Genomic DNA, 20,112 nt, shown 5'->3' with positions numbered 1-20,112 from the left:
ATAGAGCGAGCTAAGCTTTAACCGACCACACGACGCCTTGAAACGCCGTAGACCGGAGCCGCCGCCCACATGTCCCTTCATCTGTTCAACAATGTCAAAGAGCCGACAAAAACCGACGCTTCGTCCAACCCTCTCTTTGGGAGGGCGACATCAGCGCCTTGATTTCGGTGACCGTAGAAGCGAACCGTGTGGTCCGTCGCTGCGGTGACGTCCCTCTAGGCGGGGTGTTCCGAGCCGTCAAACGCTTTTTGCATTTTTCCTGTCACAAATCTTCAAGCCTCGGATTTCCGGGGGTTTACGAGATGTGAAGAGCAAGGTCTGTACCGCCCCGTCATGGCGATCACCCCCCCTCCCCGCACAGACGCCGCCGAATCGTTCGGTACGCAGGTGCGCCGTGCGGTAATCTGGCGCTCGGGAAGCCAGATCGGCGCGCAGATGGTGCAATGGGCGGCGACCTTCCTGGTGATCCGCATCCTCGATCCGCGCGACTACGGGCTGTACGCGATGACGGGAGTGGTCCTTGTTTTTCTCAATATGCTCAATGGCTATGGGCTGGCGAGTGGATTGATCCAGCGGGACGACGTTTCGGCGCGGCAGGTGCGGCAATCGTTCGGGATGCTGATCGCGCTCAACCTCGTGCTGGCGATCGCGCAGGTCTCGATCGCGCCGCTCGCCGCGGCCTATTACCGGCAGCCGGAGGTCGCCGCGCTGCTGCGCGTCCAGGCGCTGATCTACCTCATCACCCCGTTCGCCGCGCTCCCTTATGCGCTGCTCAGCCGGGCGATGGAGTTCCGCAGGCAGGCGGCGGCCAATCTCGCCGCCTCGCTCGCCGGCGCGGGCGCGGCCCTGGGCGGCGCGCTGGCCGGATGGGGGGTGTGGACGCTCGTCTGGGCGCCGATCGCGCTCTACGCGGTGCGTGCGATCATGCTGACCTGGGCGGCGCGGTCGCTGATCTGGCCGAGCTTCGACTTCCGCGGCGCCGGTCATCTCGCGCGCTATGGCGGGATGATGGCGGCGGGACAGTTCTTCTGGTTCCTGCAGAGCCAGATCGACGTCTTCATCGCCGGCCGCCGGTTCAACCCGCACCAGCTCGGCATCTACACCACCGCGCTGTTCCTGGCGCAGATCTTCGTCTCGAAGTTCGTGCCGCCGCTCAATGAGGTGGCGTTCAGCGCCTATGCGCGGATGCAGCATGACGAGGGTGCGGTCGCCCGCGCCTTCGTGCGCGCGGTGCGCGTCATCATGGTGCTCGCCTTGCCCTTCTACCTCGGTCTCGCGGCAACCGCCGAACCGTTGGTGCTGACGATGCTCGACGCCAAATGGGCGGAGGTGACGCCGGTCGTCCGGCTGATCGCGCTGGCGATGCCGTTCATGACGCTGCAAGTGCTCTATGCACCCGCCTGCGACGCGCGCGGCCGGCCGGGGATCGGCGCGCGCAACGGTGCGGTCGGCGCAATGCTGCTCGGATTCGCCTTCCTGATCGGCGTGCGTTGGGGACCGGTCGGGCTTGGCTGGAGCTGGATCGCCGCCTATCCGCTCTATCTGCTCGCAAGCAGCCGGCGGTCGTTGCCGGTGATCGGCGCGAGCGGACGCGACCTCGTCGGCGCGATCGCGCCGTCGGCATGCGCCGCGATCGGCATGGCGCTGGTGGTGACGCTGGTCGACCGGCTGCTGCCGGCGCTGCCGCCGCCGCCCCGGCTGGCGGCGCTCGTCGCGGTCGGCGCCGCCACCTATGGTGCGTGGCTGGCGCTCTTCGCGCGCGGCACGATCCGCGAACTGATCGCCCTCGTCCGCAAACGCCCGCTGCCGGCGGCCTGATCAGCCGCCCTGGATATAGTCGCGCATCGCCGCGGCTTCCGCCTCGATCCGGTCGATGCGATATTTGACGAGATCGCCGATCGAGACGAAGCCGACCAGCCGCGCCCCCTCGACCACCGGCAGATGGCGGATGCGCCGCCGGGTCATCAGGGACAGGGCACCGATCACCGGCTCGCCCGGCGCGACCTGCTGCACCGGCTGCGTCATCACCTCGGCAAGCGCGAGATCGAGCGCCGCGACGCCATGCGCGGCGAGCGAATAGACGACGTCACGTTCGGAGACGATGCCGACCACGCTGCCCGCGTCGATCACCGGCACCGCGCCGATCCGGCGTTCGGCGAGCAGCGCCACCGCCTGCCCCAAGGTCGCATCGCGCGGCAGCGAGACCACGTCGCCGCCCTTGTCGCGCAGGATTGCCGCGATCGTCATGCCATTCCTCTCCTTCGTTCCGACTCCGTACGATGCGAAGGCGGTTGCCGGCAGGAGACCACGTTTGCAGCGACTTGGCAAAGCGCCGGAAACGACGAAGGCCGGCTCCTCGCGGAACCGGCCTCCGGATCAGATCAGCGCGACCCGCTCATTCCGCGGCGGGAACGTCCGCGGCGGGGGTGCGCACGCGGCGGCGACGCGGCTTGGGCGCTTCGTCCCCGGCGTCGTTGGCGGCGGAGATGTTGAGCGACGGCGGCAGACGATCGGCATCGACGCCATTGCTCTCCGGCGCCTCGGCGACCGGTGCGACCGGCGCCTCGGGTGCGACAGCGGCCTCGGGCGCGGCATCGGCCTGCGCGTCGCGGCGCGGACGGCCCCGACGCGGGCGCGGTGCGAGCACCGGCGAATCCGCCTCAAGCACCGCTTCGGTCCGCTCCTGCAGATTCTCGCCCTCGGCGAGCGGATCGGCACGGCGCTGGCCGGCGACCTCGACCGGCTGTTCGGCCGCCTCGAACCGGGGGCGGCGGACGCGATCCTCGCGCTGCGGGCGATCCTCGCGCTGCTGCTGCGGACGATCCTCTCGGGCGGAGCGCTCCTCGCGCTGCTGCGGGCGATCGTCCCGGCTGGCGTCGCGGCCGGAATCGCGATTGCCGTCGCGCTGGCCGCGGTCGTCGCGATTGCCGCGGTCCTCCCACTGACGTGCCTGGCGCTGCGGCCGGTCGTCGCGATTGCCGCGGTCGTCGCGCTGCTGGTCGCCGCGCGCCTGACCCTGCTGGTCACGCTGATCGTTGCCGTCCTGCTCGCCGGCGCGGATCGGTTCGCCCTCGTCGCCGTAATCGTCGTCGTCGTTGAGATCGAACGGCTGCTGGCGCTTGGGCTGGCTGTTGTCCTCGAACCGGCCGCGCTGGTCAGCGATCACGCGGAAATAATGATCCGCGAACTGGAGGTAATATTCGGTGGTGACGCGATCGCCCTGGCGCTGTGCCTCGCCGGCGAGGTTCTTGTACTTTTCGAACAACTGGTTCGCGTTGCCGCGTGCGCGGCTGTCGATGCGGTTGCCGTTGTCGGGCCGACCCTGGCCGCCCTGACGGGGACCGTTATTGCCACCATTGTTACCGCCACGACCGCGACGGCGGCCGTTCTGCTGCCGATTGTTGATCAAGCTACTGTCCCATGATCAGAGTATAAATGGTCCCTGGAAAACCAATCCGGTCGATCGCGGCCAATCCCGCATCGACCTGCCCGACCCGGCATCCGCCAGCCGAACAACGCGCCCTTCCGGGTCGCCGCGTGCCATAAGCGCCGCTCGAGCCTGCCACGGCCACCGATGGTCGGTGGCGACATGACGAAGGATGCGGGTCACCGCGTGCCGATCAACCTGCCAATGCTGATGCTGCGTGCCCCGGCCCGACCAATAGCTGGCGTGAGGCAGGTCCGACAAGCGAAATATGAGGGCCGGCCACGCTTCTTTCAACCCCGATGCGCGAGCCGGACGAGCAGGCAGCGGTCGCGCCCGCCGAGATCGCGGTGGATCTGGCTGGTCAGCCCCTGCCCAGCGAACAAGGCGGCGACCGATTTTGCCTGGGTATGACCGATTTCCACGGCGGCGCAGCCACTTGGCGCGATCAGCCGCGGCAGTTGCCGGGCGAGGACGCGATAGTCGTCGAGGCCGTCGGCGCCGGCGAACAAGGCGCTGGCGGGTTCGTGCGCGCGGACCTCGTCGGGGAGGGTTTCGCCGGTGCCGATATAGGGCGGATTGGCGAGGACGAGGTCGAAACGGGCATCGAGCGCCGCCGCCCAGTCGCCGCGGACGAAGCGCGCGCGGTCGGCCATGCCGAGCCGCTCGGCATTGCGTCGGGCATAATCGAGCGCCACCGCCGAACGGTCGATGCCGAGGCCACGCGCCGGCCATTCGTCGAGCGCGGCGAGCAGCAGCGTGCCGGGGCCGGTGCCGAGATCGAGCACCGTCGCAGGCGCATCGCCGCCAAAATGGCCGGCGGCGGCGATCAGCAGCGTCTCGCTGTCGGGGCGCGGAACGAGCGCTCCGGGCCCGACGGCGAGGTCGATCGTCCAGAAGCCGCGCGTGCCAGTGATATAGGCGACCGGCTCGTGCGCCGCGCGGCGGTCGACCAGCGCGGCGAAGGCGGGCGGGACGGCGCGCGCCATGTCGAGCAGCAGCCGGCTGCGCTCGATGCCGAGCGCGTGCGCCATCAGCAACTCGGCGTCGAGGCGTGCGGTCGGAGAGAAAGCGAGGCGCGCGGTCGCTTCGGCGAGCGCGGCGCGCATGGCGGCGGGGTCGGGGGTGGTCACGCCGTCATGGCCCCTTCTCGGTCATGTCGGCGCATGCCGGGAGACTTGATTGCGGGCGACCGACGGCGCGCAGCCATGCGGACGACATCGCATCCATGGATCCCCGCCTGCGCGGGGATGACAGCGGAAGGTGGGGAGGCGCGCCATACGCGCGATACGTTGGCCGAGTAGTTGGCAGGGCGGTGAGCGGTGGACGAGGGCGGATGGCAGCGCTCATCCACGTGGACATCGCGTCCAAGCGTGCCGGCTTCCGCCAGGATGGCGAAGGGCATCCGCCGCGGTCCGCCCGCATCACCCGTCGAGCGAGGCCAGCCGCTCCGCCTCGTCCTGCGCGATCAGCGCGCCGATCAGTTCGTCCATCTCGCCTTCGAGGATCTCGGGCAGACGGTGCAGCGTCAGATTGATGCGGTGGTCGGTCACCCGCCCCTGCGGGAAATTATACGTCCGGATCCGCTCCGACCGGTCGCCCGAGCCGACCATCGCGCGGCGCGTCCCCGACCGCTCGTTGGCGAGCCGCTCGCGCTCCGCCTCATAGAGCCGGGTGCGCAGGACCTTCAGCGCCTTGGCCTTGTTCTTGTGCTGCGACTTCTCGTCCTGCTGGATGACGACGAGGCCGGTGGGCAGATGGGTGATGCGCACCGCGCTGTCGGTGGTGTTGACCGACTGGCCGCCGGGGCCGGACGAGCGATAGACGTCGATGCGCAGGTCCTTCGCCTCGTCGATGCGGACGTCGACGTCCTCCGCCTCGGGCAGCACCGCGACCGTCGCCGCCGAGGTGTGGATGCGTCCGCCCGCCTCGGTGGCGGGGACGCGCTGGACGCGGTGGACGCCCGCCTCGAACTTGAGCTTCGCGAACACGCCGGTGCCGGTGACCGAGGCGACGACCTCCTTGAAGCCGCCCGCATCCGACGACGAGCCGCTGATGAGCTCGACGCGCCAGCCCTGCCGCTCGGCATAGCGCTGGTACATGCGGAACAGGTCGCCGGCGAACAGCGCCGCCTCGTCGCCGCCGGTGCCGGCGCGGATCTCGAGCATCGCGGCGCGCGCGTCGGCGGCGTCGCGCGGCAGCAGCGCCAGCGCAAGCCGGCGGTCGGCGGCGTCGAGCGCGGCGCGATTGTCGCGCAGCTCCTCGGCCGCCATCAGCCGCAATTCCTCGTCGCCGGTGTCCTCCGCCATATAGGCGAGACTGTCCGCTTCCTGGCGCAGGCGGCGTACCTCGCCGGCTGCCGCGGCGACGGGTTCGAGCTCGGCATATTCCTTCGACACCGCGACGAAGCGATCGGACGGCAGGTCGCCGGTCGCCATCAGCGCCTGCAACTCGTCACGCCGCGCCTCGATCTGCGCGATTCGTTCGGGGGAGATGGTGGTCATCCGATCCTCCCCGACACCGGGAGGATTGCCCGCGCGCTCATCGCAGCGCCTCGGCGAGAGCGGCGAAGGCGACCTGCCGCTGGTCGCCGCTGGCGAGCGTCTTCACAGTCGCGACGCCGGCGGCGAGTTCGTCGTCGCCGATGATGAGCGCATGACGGGCACCGAGCGCGTCCGCCTTGGCGAGCCGCTGCTTCATCTTGCCCTTATAGGCCATGTCGACCGCGACGCCGGCGCGGCGCAGCTCGGCGACGAGGCCGAGCGCGCGCGCTTCGGCCGCCGCGCCCATCGGCACGACCACCGCGTCGATCGTCGGCGCCGCCGGCTCGTCGAGCAGCATCGCGAGCCGCTCGACCCCCGCCGCCCAACCGACGCCGGGGGTGGGCGCGCCGCCGAGGCTCTCGACCAGCCCGTCGTAGCGGCCACCCGCCAGCACCGTGCCCTGCGCGCCGAGCCGGTCAGTGACGAATTCGAATGCGGTGTGGCGGTAATAATCGAGGCCGCGTACCAGCCGCGCGTTGCGCGTCCACGCGACGCCCGCCGCATCCAGTCCCGCCGTCACCGCATCGAAGAAGGCGCGCGCCTCGGGCGTCAGATAGGCGTCAATGTCCGGCGCAGCATCGGCGATCGGCCGGTCGCGCGGGTCCTTCGAATCGAGGATGCGCATCGGGTTCTTGTCGAGCCGGGTCAGGCTGTCCTCGGACAGTTCGCTCCGGTGCGCCTCGAAATGCGCGACCAGACCGGCGCGCCATGCCTCGCGCGTCTCGGCATCGCCCAAGGTGTTGAGCTGCAACGTCACGCCATCGGCGATGCCGAGCTCGCGCAGCAGCTGGTCCGCCATCACCAGCAATTCGACGTCCGCCGCCGGCTCCACCGCGCCGAGGATCTCGGCGTCGATCTGGTGGAACTGGCGGTATCGCCCCTTCTGCGGACGCTCGTAGCGAAACACCGCACCGCTCGTCGTGATCTTGAGCGGCGCATATTGCTGCCAGCCCTCGGTCAGGAAGGCGCGGGCGATCCCCGCGGTGAACTCCGGGCGCAGCGTCAGCGAATCGCCGCCGCGATCGGGGAAGGTGTACATCTCCTTCGACACGACGTCGGTGGTCTCGCCGATCGAGCGCGCGAACACCTCGGTCGCCTCGAAGACGGGCAGGTCGACGCGGCCGAAGCAATACAGATGCCGCACGCGCTCGAACGTCGCGAGCACATAAGCGAAGCGGCGCTGGTCGTCGCCGAAGATGTCCTGGGTTCCGCGCACCCGGCGCGGCGTTTCGATACGGGCCATATGCGGGCGCTATCTAGGCGAGCCCGCGGCCAAGCGCTAGCACCCCAACGATGACCGACCGTCAAGCCTATTGGGGAATCGGCAGCCGCATCGCGCCGCCGCGGTTCGCGCTGTTCGCGATCGTCTTCGTCGCGGGGCTGGCGGGGCTGATCCCCGTGCTGGGCCGCGGTCGCGGGCTGATGGCGGCGTTCGACATCGCCGCGATCGTCTTCCTCCTCGCCGTCTCGACGCTGTTCCGCCACGGCGAGGCGGCACGGATGCGGCGTTCGGCGCGCGACAACGACGCCAATCGCGCCGCGCTGCTGGCGATCACCGCGGCGACGATGGTGGTGATCCTGGTCGCGGTCGCCGGCGAACTGAAGGGGCGCAACGACGCTTATGCGATCGTGCTGGTGATCGCGACGCTGGCGCTGGCGTGGCTGTTCGTCAACATGGTCTATGCGATGCATTACGCGCATCTGTTCTACAGCGCGGGCGAGGACGGGAAGGATGAGGGCGGACTCGACTTCCCTGACTGCAAGGAGCCCGATTATTGGGACTTCCTCTACTTCAGCGCGACGCTGGGCATGACCTTCCAGACGTCGGACGTGCAGATCGGCTCGCGGCGCATCCGGCGGGTGGTGCTGGGCCATACGCTCGCCGCCTTCGTGTTCAATCTCGGCGTGGTGGCGTTCACCGTCAACGTATTGGGCGGCGGCGGCGGGTAAAGGACTGGACGGGTGACCTTTCGGCCGCTTACACATTGCCGCAACATTCTTTCGCCGAAAGCCCTCCATGATCCGCAAGCTCGTCGTCGCGTCCCTCTTCCTGTCCGCCGCCACGCCGGCGCTGGCACAGGTCCCCGCCGGCAATAGCGCGCCGCAGCCGTCGCCCTTCGTCGACACGATCCCGGCGCCGCGCGACGTGCCCTATCCCGGCACGCTGAAGGTCGAGGTCGACGCGACCGATACCGAGCGCGGCATCTTCCGCGTGCATGAGACGATCCCCGTTGCCAAGGCGGGCGCGATGGCGCTGCTGTTCCCCAAATGGCTGCCCGGCGCGCATTCGCCGCGCGGCGAGATCGAGAAGCTCGCCGGTCTGGTGATCCGCGGCAACGGCCGCATCCTGCCGTGGACGCGCGATCCGGTCGACGTCTTCGCCTTCCACATCGACGTGCCCGCCGGCGTGCGCACGCTCGACGTCGAATTCCAGTTCCTGTCGGCCACCAAGCCCGACCAAGGCCGCATCGCGGTGACGCCCAACCTGATCAGCCTGCAGCCCAATTCGGTCAGCCTCTATCCGGCCGGCTATTTCACCCGCCAGATCCCGATCCAGATGACGGTGAAGTTCCCGACCGGCTGGACCGCGGCGGGCGCGGTGCCCGCCAAGGCGGTCGGCTCGACCTACGCCTATGACAAGACCAATTACGAGGTGCTGGTCGATTCGCCGATGCTCGCCGGCCGCTACGGCAAGACCTGGCCACTCAGCGACCGGGTGAAGCTCAACGTCTTCGCCGATTCGCCCGAGTTGCTCGCCGCCAAGCCCGAACAGATCGACGCGCACAAGCGGCTCGTCGAACAGGCGGTGAAGACCTTCGGTGCGCAGCATTACGACCATTACGAATTCCTGCTGTCGCTCTCCGACCAGCTTGGCGGCATCGGCCTCGAACATCATCGCAGCTCGGAAAACGGCTCGCGGCCGACCTATTTCACCGAATGGGACAGCAACGTCGCCGCACGCAATCTGCTGCCGCACGAATTCACCCACAGCTGGGACGGCAAGTTCCGCCGCGGCGCCGATCTGTGGACGCCCGATTACCGCACGCCGATGCGCGGCTCGCTGCTCTGGGTCTATGAGGGGCAGACGCAATTCTGGGGCTATGTCCTCCAGGCGCGCTCCGGGCTGGTCAGCAAGCAGGACACGCTCGACGCTTATGCCGGCATCGCCGGCCTCTACGATCTCGCGCCGGCGCGCCAGTGGCGCGATCTGGTCGATACCACCAACGATCCGGTGATCTCGGCCCGCCGGCCCAAGGGCTGGACGAGCTGGCAGCGGTCGGAGGATTATTACAACGAAGGCCTGATGGTCTGGATGGAGGTCGACGCGATGCTCCGCCAGCAGTCGGGCGGAACCAAGTCGATCGACGATTTCGCCCGCGCCTTCTTCGGCGTGCGCGACGGCGACTGGGGCGAACTGACCTATCGCTTCGAGGATGTCGCCGCGACGCTCAACGCGATCCAGCCCTATGACTGGGCGGGCTTCCTGCGCAAGCGGATCACCGAGACCGGCCAGCCCGCGCCGGTCAAGGGCTTCGCGATGAACGGCTATACGCTCGTCTACGGTCCCGAGCCGACCAAGTATTTCACCAATGCCGAGAAGAGCGGCACGATCAACGTCACCTATTCGATCGGTCTGTCGATCGGCAAGGACGGCGAAGTCGGGCAGGTGATCTGGGATTCGCCGGCATTCAAGGCGGGACTCGATGTCGGCACCGTGATCCAGGCGGTGAACGACACCGCCTATAGCGGCGATGCCATGAAAGCAGCGATCGTCAATGCCCAGACGTCCAAGCAACCGATCCGATTATTGCTCAAGAATGGGCCACGGTACCGCGAAGTCGCCATCGACTATCACGGCGGCCCGCGGTATCCGCACTTGCAGAAGACCGGCACGGGCGAGACCGGGCTCGACAAGCTGTTGGCGCCGCGCTGAGGGGCGGCGGCCAAGAATTGTGAAGGACATGCATGCGTATTGATCTGATTCCGGTCGGCAAGAACCCGCCCGACGACCTCAACGTCATCATCGAGGTGCCGACCGGCGGCGAGCCGGTGAAGTACGAATTCGACAAGGCGTCGGGCGCGTTGTTCGTCGATCGCATCCTGCACACGCCGATGCGCTATCCGGCCAATTACGGCTTCGTGCCGCACACGCTGTCGCCCGACGGCGATCCGCTCGATGCGCTGGTGATCGCGCGCTCGCCGTTCATCCCCGGCTGCGTCGTCCGCGCCCGGCCGATCGCGGTGCTCAACCTCGAGGACGAGGCCGGCGGCGACGAGAAGCTCGTCTGCGTCCCCGTCGACGAGGTCTTCCCTTATTATTCGAACGTCGGCGGCCGCGCCGACGTGCCGGAGATCGTGTTCGAGCAGATCGAGCATTTCTTCACGCACTATAAGGACCTGGAGAAGAAGAAGTGGGTGCGCGTCGGCACCTGGGGCGACCGCGAAGAGGCGCGCCGCATCGTCCGCGAGGCGATCGAGCGCTACGACGCCGCCAAGGCGCAGGGCGAAGAGCCGCACGAATATGAGGTTCCGGGCCGCGACTGAGCGACGCGGGGCGCGGCCGTCGGTCGCGCCCCGATCTGCCCCCTGAGAGACGACCCGTACCTCAACCGTTCGCCCTGAGCCTGTCGAAGGGCAGCTTGCGATCGGGACCATGGGCTTCGACAGGCTCAGCCCGAACGGTGGTGGCGACGGACGGGTCAATCGACACGCCGGCGGGGCGCCTCGCGTCAGCCGCCGCTTGCCGCCAGCCGCTTCAGCGCGTCGCCGCTGACCCGCTGGATCGTCCAGTCCTCCATCCCCACCGCGCCGATCCGGCGATAGACGGCGATGGCGTCGGCGTTCCAGTTGAGCACCGACCATTCGAACCGCGCACAGCCGCGCGCCACCGCCAGCGCGGCGAGATGGCGCAGCAAGGCGCCGCCGACGCCCTTCCCCCGCGCGTCGGGCGTCACGTACAGATCCTCCAGATACAGCCCGCGCCGTCCCGCCCAGGTCGAGAAATTGTGGAAAAACACCGCGAAGCCGAGCGGCCCGGTGTCGTCCTCGGCGATCACCGCCTCCGCGGCCGGCTGCGCGCCGAACAGCGCCTCGTGCAGCGTCGCCTCCGTCGCCTCGACCGCATCGGGTTCGCGCTCGAACGCAGCCAGCTCGCGAACGAAGCGCAGAATGACGGCGATGTCGGCGGGCGAGGCGGGGCGGATCATAAGGCGGCTTCCGTTTGCGGGCCCGGCGCGGGCTTGCGGATCGCGACGAGGCAGCCGGCGATGATGAACAGCGCACCGGCGACCGTATAGGGCGAGACGCGCTCGGCGAAGGCCAGCCAGCCGAACAGCGCCGACCAGACGAAGGCGGTATATTCGGTCGGCGCGAGCACCTGCGCCTCGGCCCGGCCATAGGCCCAGGCAAGCGCGACCGCCGAGATCGAGCCGAGCAGCGCCGCACCGAACACGACGGGCAGTTGATCGGTCGTTGGCAAGCGACCGAACCACGGCGCGGCGACCAGCAGCAGGCCGCTCAGCACGACGCTGGTGAACAGCGCCACTTCGAGCGGATCGGCGGCCTGCGCCTGCTGACGCAGCAGGATCAGGCTGACCGCATAGATCACCGAGGCGGCGAGGATCGCGACGCTGCCCATCACCACCGCATCAGAGGCATGCGCCTGCACCTGCCCGGCCGCGATGATCAGCACGCCAAGGCTGGCGACGAGCGACCCGCCGATCGCGGCACGGCGGATGCGCTCGCCCAGCGTCAGCCCGGCGAGAAACAAGGCGATCAGCGGCGCGAGGAAGGTCAGCGCGACGCCCTGCGCCATCGGCACGCGTGCCAGCCCCCAGAAGAACAGCAGCACCGACGCCCCGCCGGTCGCGCCGCGCGCGACGTGCAGTCGCAACGCCTTCGCCCCGGGCCAGCGCATGCGTCGCGCAAGGAAGACCGGCGCGAGCAAGGCGACCCCGGCGAGCGACCGCCAGAGCACCGCGGCATAGGCGCCGCTTGCGATCGACAGCCCCTTCATCAGCGTATCCATCGCCGAATAGACGGCGATGCCGGCCGCCGCGACGGCGAAGGCGGCAAGCGGCGAAACCTCGCGCTTCATCGGATCAAGCAGATGTCGAGATCCAGACCCAGCGCGCTCCACTTCGTGTCCGCGGTCAGTACCGCACCCCCTGTCGCCAGAGCGAGCGAAAGGCACGCGCGATCCGCAAAGGACGTATCGGTGCCGTGCAACCGCGGGTGCAAGGCAGCGGAGACACGTGCCTGACCGGCATCGAACGGCACGACGATGATCTGCAATTTGGTCAGTTGCTCCTCGATCGCCGCTGGATCGAGTCCGCGGCGTGCGACCTTGTGCAGAATCTCATCGAGATTGACCGCGCTGAACAGCGCACCGCGACAGTGCGCCAATACCATCGCACTGCCGGGCTCTTCAAAGATCATGGCCAGCACCGCCGACGCATCGACGACCGTCACCGCTGGCGCGCCTGCCAAGCCTCGTCCCGGGCGGCCTCGCGGCGTGCCTCGTCGCGGCGATCGGCGATCAGCTCGTCGACCACGCTGCTGCTGCCCGCCCCGTCGGCACCGCGCATGTCACGGAACCGCTGCTGTGCTTCGCGGGCAACCTGCGCATAGGTCTTCAGGATGATTGCACCTGCCGCATCACGCTCGACGACGAGCGAGTCGCCCCGCTTGATGTCGAGTTCGCGACGGATGTTCGCCGGGATGACGACCTTGCCGCCATCGATCACCTTGGCCTGTTGGGTCATGTCGAGTCTCCTGATACCCGACCTGTACCACAGGACCTATTCCGCCGCCACGACCTGCGGCGCCTGCGCTGCCGCATCCGCCGCCTCGATCTCCGCCGCCTTGGCCTCGACCAGCCGGACGATATGGTCGATCATCCCCTCGTCCTGGACGTGATGGTCGGTGACGCCCGACAGATAGACCATGTGCTTGCCGTTGCCGCCGCCGGTGATGCCGATGTCGGTCTCGCGCGCCTCGCCCGGGCCGTTGACGACGCAACCGAGCACCGACAGGCTCATCGGCGTGCGGATATGCTGGAGCCGCTCCTCCAGCGCCTGTACGGTGCGGATCACGTCGAACCCCTGCCGCGAACAGCTCGGGCAGCTCACCACACGCACGCCGCGGTTGCGGATGCCGAGCGCCTTCAGCATCTCGAAGCCGACGCGCACCTCGTCCTCGGGCTCGGCCGACAACGAGACGCGGATCGTGTCGCCGATCCCGTACCAGAGCAGGCTGCCGATGCCGATCGCCGACTTGACCGTGCCGCCGACGAAGCCGCCCGCCTCGGTGATGCCGAGGTGCAGCGGGCAATCCACCGCCTCGGCGAGCTGCTGATAAGCGGCGACCGCGAGGAACAGGTCGGACGCCTTCACCGCCACCTTATATTCGTGGAAATCGTGGTCCTGGAGCAGCTTGATATGATCGAGCGCGCTTTCCACCAGCGCATCCGGGCACGGCTCGCCATATTTCTCGAGCAGATCCTTCTCGAGGCTGCCGCCGTTGACGCCGATGCGGATCGAACAGCCGTTCGCCTTGGCGGCGCGCACCACCTCGGCGACGCGCTCGCTGCTGCCGATATTGCCCGGGTTGATCCGCAGGCAGGCGGCACCCGCGTCGGCGGCTTCCAGCGCGCGTTTGTAGTGGAAATGGATGTCGGCGACGATCGGCACGTTCGAGCCGCGCACGATCTGCTTCAGCGCCACGGTCGAATCGACGTCGGGGCAGGAGACACGGATGATGTCGACCCCCGCCTCCTCGCACCGCCGGATCTGGTCGAGCGTCGCGCGGATATCGGGCGTCGGCGTATTGGTCATCGTCTGCACGGTGACCGGGGCGTCGCCACCCACGGGAACGTTGCCGACCATGATCTGGCGGCTCGGACGGCGGACGATATCGCGCCACGGACGTAAGGACATGGGGCTTATATACAGCAGCCGGGTTGCGGTTCAAAGGCGCTGGTGTAGGGCGCTAACCACTTACGATGTCGCGCGTCCCGATCCCCCGCCATTACGGCCTCGACTGGCTGCGCGTCGCCGCCTTCGCCATATTGATCGTCTATCATGTCGGCATGGTTTTCGTCCCCTGGGGCTTCCACGCCAAGAGCGCGCACGGCGCCGCCTGGGCGGTGCTGCCGATGCTCGCGGTCAATGCGTGGCGATTGAGCCTGTTGTTCGTCGTCTCGGGCTATGCGAGTCGCGCGCTGCTGACCCGCGCGCCGGGGGTAAGCGGCTTCCTGCGCCAGCGTACGCTGCGGCTGCTGGTGCCGCTCGGCTTCGGCGTCGCTCTGGTGGTGCCGCCGCAATCCTGGGTCGAGCTGGTCACGCAACATGGCTATACCGGCGGCTTCCTCACCTTCTGGACGCACGACTATTTCCGCTTCGGCACGCTCGGCGGGATCGTGCTGCCGGCGCTCAACCATCTGTGGTTCGTGCTGTATCTGTGGCTCTATACGGTCGTGCTCGCGCTGCTGGTGCCGCTGGTCCGCTGGCGCGGCGCGCAAGGGGCGTTCGACCGGCTGTTTGCCGGGCTGGCGCTGCCGATCGTGCCGACCTTATGGCTGGTGTGCGTCCACGGCTGGTGGTTCCCGATGGGCTATGAGACGCAGAATCCGTTCACCGACGCGATGGCGCATCTCATCTATCTGCCCGCCTTCCTGTTCGGCTTCGCGCTGGCGGGGTCGCCGCCGGTGCTCGGCACGTGCGTGCGCTGGCGCTGGGCCGGCGCAGCGATGGGCGTGCTCGGCTATGGCTTCATCCTCGCGGTCGAGCTGGGGCTGAACGGCGATGCGCCGCGCTGGCTTTACCCGATCTACGGCGCGGCGCATGCGGTGCAGCAATGGGGGACGATCCTCGCGCTGATCGGCTTCGCCGAACGGCATTGGAACCGCGACGCACGGTGGCGCCCGCTGCTCACCGAGGCGGTATTCCCCTTCTACCTCGTCCACCAGACGATCATCGTCGTCGTCGCCTATTGGCTGATGCCGGTCGGCCTGTCCGGCGGCGTCGAATGCGCGCTGCTGATCGCCGCGACGATCCTCGGCTGCCTCGGCTTCTATCTGGTCGGCCGGCGGATCGCGCCGCTGCGACCGCTGATCGGGCTGCGCCCCCTGCCCCATCCCACGCATAAGGCTGCATCATGACCGATACGCCAGACTGGTCGCTCGTCCTCCACGGCGGCGCCGGTTCGATCGAACGCCACCGCCTCACCCCGGCGCAGGACCACGGCGTCCGCGCGGCGCTCGCGCTGGCGCTCGACACCGGCGCCGCGATCCTGTCCGAGGGCGGGGGCGCACTCGACGCGGTCGAGGCGGCGGTGCGCGTGCTCGAGGAGGATCCACATTTCAACGCCGGCCGCGGCGCCGCTTATACCCGCGAAGGCACGATCGAGCTCGACGCGGCGATCATGGACGGCCGCACCCGCGCCGCGGGCGCCGTCGCCGGCCTGACCGCAACGCGCTCGCCAGTCGGCCTCGCGCGCCGCGTGATGGAGGCGAGCCCGCACGTCCTGCTCAGCGGTGACGGCGCCGAACGCTTCGCCCGCGAACAGGGGATCGCGGCGCAGGACCCGGCATGGTTCGCCACCGAGGAGCGCCGCCGCCAGCTCGACGAATTGCTCGCGCGCAATGCCAACGCCTTCGACATCGACATGAAATACGGCACCGTCGGCGCGGTCGCGCGCGATGCCGCGGGGCATCTCGCCGCGGCGACCTCGACCGGCGGCGTCACCGGCAAGCGCTGGGGCCGGATCGGCGATTCGCCGCTGATCGGCGCGGGCACCTATGCGGACGATCGTTCGGCGGCGATCTCCTGCACCGGCTCGGGCGAATTCTTCATCCGCGTCGGCGTCGGCCACGAGATCGGCGCGCGCATCCGCCTGTCGGGCGAGACGCCGCAGGCCGCCGCCGATGCGGTGATGGCGGAGGTGCGTGCGCTCGGCGGCACCGGCGGCGTCATCGTCGCCGCACCGGGCGGCGAGGCGGTGTGGAGCTTCACCACGCCCGGCATGTACCGCGCCCGCGCCACCGCGGCGGGCCTGCGCGAAGTGGCGGTCTACGGCGACGAGTGACGGGCTTTTCATTGGAGTGGCACCGGCGAGCGGCTATGGCCTAGCACCATGAAAATCCTCCGCTTTGTCGCCGCCGCTCTGCCGGCGTTCGGGTTCGCCGCGCCGGCGTCGGCCTATTGGGAGTTCGGGCATCAGACGGTCGCCCGGATCGCTTACGCCAATGTCGCGCCGCGAACGCAGGCGGCGATCCGCAAGCTGCTCGCCGAGACGGCGCGGCTCGACACGCCCGAATGCCCCGCGACGACGATCGAGGGCGCAAGCACCTGGGCGGATTGCGTCAAGCCGCTGAAGGGGCCGGACGGCAAGTCGCGCTTCGGCTATGCCTATAACTGGCACTTCCAGGACGTGAACATCTGCCAGCCGTTCACGCTCGAAGAGGCGTGCAAGGACGGCAATTGCGTCTCCGCGCAGATCACCCGCGACGTCGCGATCCTCAAGAACCGGCGCGCGCCCGCGAAGGAGCGCGTGCAGGCCTTGGTATTCCTGATCCACTTCGTCGGCGATCTGCACCAGCCGCTCCACGCCGGCGAGAAGAACGACAAGGGCGGCAACGACGTCGCCGCTACCTATGGCAGCTACGGGCCGAAGCGCTTCAACCTCCATTCGATCTGGGACGGTACGCTCGCCGAGCGCGCGATCACCAGCGGGCCGTCGCTGGTGCGGCGCTATCCGGCGGCAGAGAAGCGGCGGATCGCGGCGGGGACGGTGACCGACTGGAGCCGCGAGTCGTGGCAGGTCGCGCATGACGTGGTCTATGCGAGCGCGCTGAACGGCGATCCCTGCGCGCCCTCGCCGGCCAAGGTGACGCTCGACGAGGCGACGATCGAACGGATCGTGCCCGTCGCCCGGCTGGAAGTGGAACGCGGCGGCCTGCGGCTGGCAAAGCTGCTCGACGAGGCGCTGGGCTGACGCGCTTCCTCGCCGTGAGGACCAAGAGGGCGGAGGCCTCTGCCTCCACCCTCCCGATGAACGTCCGGATCGGCCACTCGTCAGACGGCCGCCGGAAAACGCGAGCGGCGCGTTTCGTTAGTTCAGCACCACCGTCACCGAACGACGGTTCTGCGCCCAGCTCGCCTCGTCCGAGCCCAGCGCCACCGGACGTTCCTTGCCGTAGCTGATCGTCGTCAGCCGCGACGGATCGATGCCGCGCGCGACGAGATAGTTCTTCGCCGCGTTGGCGCGCCGATCGCCGAGCGCGAGATTGTATTCGCGCGTGCCGCGCTCGTCGGCATGGCCTTCGACCGTCGCGCGGACCTGCGGGAAGCGCTGCAGCCACGTCGCCTGGCTGTCGAGGATCGCGCGCGCCTCCGCATCGATATCGCTCTGGTCGAGCCCGAACAGCACGGTGTTCGAGCTGACCGAGCGGCGGAAGTCGGCGTCCGAGCCCGGCGTGATCGCGCCGTCGCCGTTGCCCGCGGTCGCCGGCGGCGGCGTGTTGAGTCCGGCGCTGTTGTCGACAGGCGGCGGCGGCAGCTGCTTGGGCTTGTGCGCGCAGGCGCCGAGCGAGGCGAGCGCGGCTGCGGTCAGCAGGGTGGTCGTCAGTCTGGCCATCGTCGTATCTCCCGTGAGTAAGTGCGTTTCGCCCCCGAAACCTTATAGTGCTGCGTTACGGCCGCAGCGGTCCCCAGGCCGGGTCCGACCCATCGAGCGGCGTCGGAATCCTGCGCTCGACCTGCCCGGTGAGGTCGACCATCCACAGATCGGCCTTGCCGCCGCTGCCCTGGCCGCTGCGGTAGAAGGTGATGACGCGACCGTTGGGCGACCAGCTCGGCCCCTCGTCCTGGCCGCCGGTGAGGATCTTCTCGCCGCCGCCCGACGGCGACATCGTGCCGATGCGGAACGCGCCACCCAATTTGGTGAAGGCGATCAGGTCGCCGCGCGGGCTCCACACCGGCGTCGCATAGCGGCCGCCGCCGAAGCTGATCCGCTGCTGGCCCGAGCCATCGGCGTTCATGACGTAGATCTGCTGGCCGCCCGAACGATCGCTCTCGAAGACGATGCGCGCGCCGTCGGGCGAATAGCTGCCGCCGGTGTCGATGCCCGGCGAGCTGGTCAGCCGCTGCGGCGTGCCGCCCCGCGCCGAGACGCGATAGATATCGGTATTGCCGCCCTGCGCCATCGAGAACAGGATCCAGCGGCCATCGGGCGAGAAGCGCGGCGCGAAGGTCAGCGCGGCATTCTGCACGACACGCCGCGGCCGGCCCGAGCCGAGATCGTAGACGTAGATCGACGGCTTGTCGTTCTCGTAGCTCATATAGACGATCGACTGCTGGTTGGGCGCGAAGCGCGGCGTCAGCACGATCGACTGGCCGTTGGTCAGGAAGCGGTGGTTGGCGCCGTCCTGATCCATGATCGCGAGCCGCTTGACGCGCTTGCCCTTCGGCCCGGTCTCCGAGACGTAGACGACGCGGCTGTCGAAATAGGGGCCTTCGCCGGTCAGCCGCGCATAGACCATGTCGGCGCATTTGTGGCCGGCGCGCCGCCAGTCGGACGGCGAGACGACGAAGCCCGAGCGGGTCAGCTCGACCTTCGAAAAGACGTCGTAGAGATAGCAGCCGATCGTCAGATTGCCGTCGCCGGTGGCGCGGACGAAGCCCTGCACCAGAGCCTGCGCGCCGGTGCCGCCCCAATAATCGAAGGCGGGGGCGTTGACCTCCTGAAAGCCGACGGGGCGGAGCTGGCCCGCGCCGAGCGGCGTGAACAGGCCGGAGTTCTTGAGATCGTTGGCGATGATCTCGGCCATCTGGCGGCCGAGCACGTCGGTGGCACCCGCCGGGGTCGACACGACCTGCGCGGTCGGCATTGCCGGAATCGCGATCGGCATCGGCGCCGAGACGCCGCCGGTGACCGACACTTCGAGCGGCGCGGCCTCCTGCCCCGCCGGGGTCGCCGGCTGCTGTTGCGGTGCCGGCGCGGGCGCGTCCTGCGCGAACGCCGGGACGGCGGTGGTGACGCTGAGCGCGATGAGCAACGACCGGATCATGACCTCAAACCCTTTTCGCGAGCGATATGGATGCCGCTTACCACAAACTTGCCGTCATCCCGGACTCGTTCCGGACCTCTCCGGACCAGCCCGGCACCCCGGCCTCGAGCCGGGGTCCCGCTGCCGCCCATCGACTGCGGGGAAAAGCGGGACCCCGGCTCGAGGCCGGGGTGACGGAGGGAAGCGAGACGAAACGCCCCACCCCACCGTTCGCCCTGAGTCCGTCGAAGGGCGCGTGCCACGAGGGGGCCGCTCCGGTGGCGGGCCCGTGCTTCGACAGGCTCAGCACGAACGGTGATGCCCATCACTGTAGCTTCCACTGGAAATTGATGTTGTTCCACCCGCCCGACGGCGTCGAATAATATTCGGCCGGCAGCTTGAGCGGCGCGCAGCCCTTGAACGCCGCCACGCCGAGATCGACGACGCGCTGCTTGTAGCGCTCGTTCTCGTCGGTGACGCCCGACTGGCGGACCATCCGCGGCGTCGCGGCGAGCGTGCCGTCCTCGTTGAGGCGCAGGTTGAGCGTCGTCACGATCTCATTGGCGCCCGGCCCCGGATTGACCTGCCGGTCGGCGCAGGGCTGGATCTGGCGCGCGATCGCCTGGACGATCGACGCCATCGCGCGGCCGTCGATCTTGGCGGCGCGCGGCGCGGTCGACTTGCTCGGCGACGGATCGCTGGTCAGCCCGGCGAGGAAGTCCGAGCCGAGGCGCGAGCCGCGCGGCTTGGCGGTCTTCGCGCTCTCGCTGCTGCCCGATCCCTTGGCAGCGGCGGGCTTGGCCGGTGCGGTCGACGGCTTGCCCGCAGTCTTGGCGGGAGCGGCAGGTGCCTTGGCGGCGGGCTTCTCCGGTGCGGCCTTTGCCGGCTTGGCCGGTTGCTTGGCAGGCGCGGGCTTGGGCGACGGCTTGGCCGGCGCCTCCGCCGCAGGCCTGGGCTTGGGCTGCGGCTTGACCGGGGCCGGCTTGGGCGCGGGTGCGGGCGCCGGTTTCGGCGGCGCGGGCTTGGGCGGAGCCGGTTTGGCGGGCGCCGGCTTCGGGGCGGGCGCGGGCGGCGCGGGTTCGGGCTCGGGTGCCGGC

At 69.1% G+C, this 20,112-nt stretch carries 20 protein-coding genes and 1 pseudogene; 7 read left to right on the top strand and 14 right to left on the bottom strand.

The features are described from left to right. Positions 1-333: 333 nt before the first annotated feature. The gene (locus tag FFS23_RS17645; protein ID WP_137899634.1) at positions 334-1,818 is read left to right on the top strand and encodes a lipopolysaccharide biosynthesis protein; all 1,485 of its coding nucleotides are present in this window, start codon (positions 334-336) and stop codon (positions 1,816-1,818) included. Here FFS23_RS17645 and FFS23_RS17640 read toward each other — a convergent pair whose 3' ends face one another. The 6 genes and pseudogenes from FFS23_RS17640 to FFS23_RS20745 all read right to left on the bottom strand — a co-directional run. Next, entirely contained in the window at positions 1,819-2,247 is a 429-nt protein-coding gene (locus FFS23_RS17640) for a CBS domain-containing protein (protein WP_137899633.1), read from the bottom strand. A gap of 148 nt (positions 2,248-2,395) precedes the next feature. Next, positions 2,396-3,409 carry a DUF4167 domain-containing protein gene (locus tag FFS23_RS17635; RefSeq protein WP_137899632.1) on the bottom strand — a complete coding sequence of 338 codons (1,014 nt, stop codon included), beginning with the start codon at positions 3,407-3,409 and terminating at the stop codon, positions 2,396-2,398. 308 nt (positions 3,410-3,717) lie between these two features. Continuing rightward, the gene (gene prmC, locus FFS23_RS17630; RefSeq protein WP_137899636.1) at positions 3,718-4,533 is read right to left on the bottom strand and encodes a peptide chain release factor N(5)-glutamine methyltransferase; all 816 of its coding nucleotides are present in this window, start codon (positions 4,531-4,533) and stop codon (positions 3,718-3,720) included. A 315-nt stretch (positions 4,534-4,848) separates the two neighbouring features. Next, positions 4,849-5,928: a peptide chain release factor 1 gene (gene prfA, locus FFS23_RS17620; protein WP_038665117.1), complete on the bottom strand. Its 1,080-nt coding sequence runs from the start codon at positions 5,926-5,928 to the stop codon at positions 4,849-4,851. A 37-nt stretch (positions 5,929-5,965) separates the two neighbouring features. Further along, on the bottom strand, positions 5,966-7,210 hold the full coding sequence (hisS, locus tag FFS23_RS17615) for a histidine--tRNA ligase (RefSeq protein ID WP_137899630.1): 1,245 nt from the start codon (positions 7,208-7,210) through the stop codon (positions 5,966-5,968). A gap of 36 nt (positions 7,211-7,246) precedes the next feature. Next, a pseudogene (locus FFS23_RS20745) lies at positions 7,247-7,363 on the bottom strand (hypothetical protein); the annotation flags it as partial. On the opposite strand from FFS23_RS20745, the gene FFS23_RS17610 reads away from it, so the two are divergent. From FFS23_RS17610 to ppa, 3 genes are all read left to right on the top strand, one after another. Then, a complete protein-coding gene (locus FFS23_RS17610) occupies positions 7,321-7,917 on the top strand; it encodes a DUF1345 domain-containing protein (protein ID WP_502702156.1) in 597 nt (198 codons plus the stop codon). The pseudogene FFS23_RS20745 and the gene FFS23_RS17610 overlap by 43 nt on opposite strands. 67 nt (positions 7,918-7,984) lie before the next feature. Next, positions 7,985-9,901 (top strand): M61 family metallopeptidase, encoded by a 1,917-nt coding sequence (locus tag FFS23_RS17605; protein ID WP_137899628.1) that lies wholly within the window; start codon positions 7,985-7,987, stop codon positions 9,899-9,901. 32 nt (positions 9,902-9,933) lie between these two features. Then, positions 9,934-10,512 (top strand): inorganic diphosphatase, encoded by a 579-nt coding sequence (ppa, locus tag FFS23_RS17600; RefSeq protein ID WP_038665105.1) that lies wholly within the window; start codon positions 9,934-9,936, stop codon positions 10,510-10,512. A gap of 185 nt (positions 10,513-10,697) precedes the next feature. On the opposite strand, the gene FFS23_RS17595 is transcribed toward ppa, so the two are convergent. From FFS23_RS17595 to ispG, 5 genes are read right to left on the bottom strand one after another with little or no spacing between them, the layout of a single operon-like run. Further along, complete coding sequence (locus FFS23_RS17595) at positions 10,698-11,174, bottom strand: GNAT family N-acetyltransferase (protein ID WP_137899627.1); 477 nt, start codon at positions 11,172-11,174, stop codon at positions 10,698-10,700. Beyond that, on the bottom strand, positions 11,171-12,064 hold the full coding sequence (locus tag FFS23_RS17590) for a DMT family transporter (RefSeq protein ID WP_137899626.1): 894 nt from the start codon (positions 12,062-12,064) through the stop codon (positions 11,171-11,173). Before FFS23_RS17590 ends, FFS23_RS17595 begins: the two co-directional genes overlap by 4 nt. Further along, a complete protein-coding gene (locus FFS23_RS17585) occupies positions 12,061-12,438 on the bottom strand; it encodes a type II toxin-antitoxin system VapC family toxin (protein ID WP_249340739.1) in 378 nt (125 codons plus the stop codon). Before FFS23_RS17585 ends, FFS23_RS17590 begins: the two co-directional genes overlap by 4 nt. Further along, a complete protein-coding gene (locus FFS23_RS17580) occupies positions 12,435-12,731 on the bottom strand; it encodes an AbrB/MazE/SpoVT family DNA-binding domain-containing protein (RefSeq protein ID WP_038665093.1) in 297 nt (98 codons plus the stop codon). The genes FFS23_RS17585 and FFS23_RS17580 overlap by 4 nt, the downstream gene beginning before the upstream one ends. A gap of 36 nt (positions 12,732-12,767) precedes the next feature. Then, entirely contained in the window at positions 12,768-13,904 is a 1,137-nt protein-coding gene (gene ispG / locus FFS23_RS17575; protein ID WP_038665090.1) for a flavodoxin-dependent (E)-4-hydroxy-3-methylbut-2-enyl-diphosphate synthase, read from the bottom strand. A 65-nt stretch (positions 13,905-13,969) separates the two neighbouring features. Between ispG and FFS23_RS17570 the strand changes: the two genes are divergently transcribed. Genes FFS23_RS17570 through FFS23_RS17560 form a run of 3 tightly spaced genes read left to right on the top strand, consistent with a single transcriptional unit; the run spans position 13,970 to position 16,962 of the window. After that, a complete protein-coding gene (locus tag FFS23_RS17570; RefSeq protein WP_137899625.1) occupies positions 13,970-15,127 on the top strand; it encodes an acyltransferase family protein in 1,158 nt (385 codons plus the stop codon). After that, complete coding sequence (locus tag FFS23_RS17565) at positions 15,124-16,053, top strand: isoaspartyl peptidase/L-asparaginase family protein (protein WP_137899624.1); 930 nt, start codon at positions 15,124-15,126, stop codon at positions 16,051-16,053. The genes FFS23_RS17570 and FFS23_RS17565 overlap by 4 nt, the downstream gene beginning before the upstream one ends. A 48-nt stretch (positions 16,054-16,101) precedes the next feature. Continuing rightward, a complete protein-coding gene (locus FFS23_RS17560; RefSeq protein ID WP_137899623.1) occupies positions 16,102-16,962 on the top strand; it encodes a S1/P1 nuclease in 861 nt (286 codons plus the stop codon). 117 nt (positions 16,963-17,079) lie between these two features. Here FFS23_RS17560 and pal read toward each other — a convergent pair whose 3' ends face one another. From pal to tolA, 3 genes are all read right to left on the bottom strand, one after another. Beyond that, positions 17,080-17,604, bottom strand: a complete 525-nt coding sequence (gene pal, locus FFS23_RS17555) for a peptidoglycan-associated lipoprotein Pal (protein ID WP_038665080.1) — start codon at positions 17,602-17,604, stop codon at positions 17,080-17,082. Positions 17,605-17,659: 55 nt separating this feature from the next. Then, positions 17,660-19,036, bottom strand: a complete 1,377-nt coding sequence (gene tolB, locus FFS23_RS17550; RefSeq protein ID WP_137899622.1) for a Tol-Pal system beta propeller repeat protein TolB — start codon at positions 19,034-19,036, stop codon at positions 17,660-17,662. 304 nt (positions 19,037-19,340) lie between these two features. Beyond that, a partial coding sequence (tolA, locus tag FFS23_RS17545) for a cell envelope integrity protein TolA (RefSeq protein WP_137899621.1) occupies positions 19,341-20,112 on the bottom strand: 772 nt, incomplete at its 5' end.

It is taken from the genome of Sphingomonas sp. 2SG (genome assembly GCF_005503285.1).
Taxonomy (GTDB): Bacteria; Pseudomonadota; Alphaproteobacteria; order Sphingomonadales; family Sphingomonadaceae; genus Sphingomonas; species Sphingomonas taxi.
This window is presented reverse-complemented; position numbering and strand designations above follow the sequence as displayed.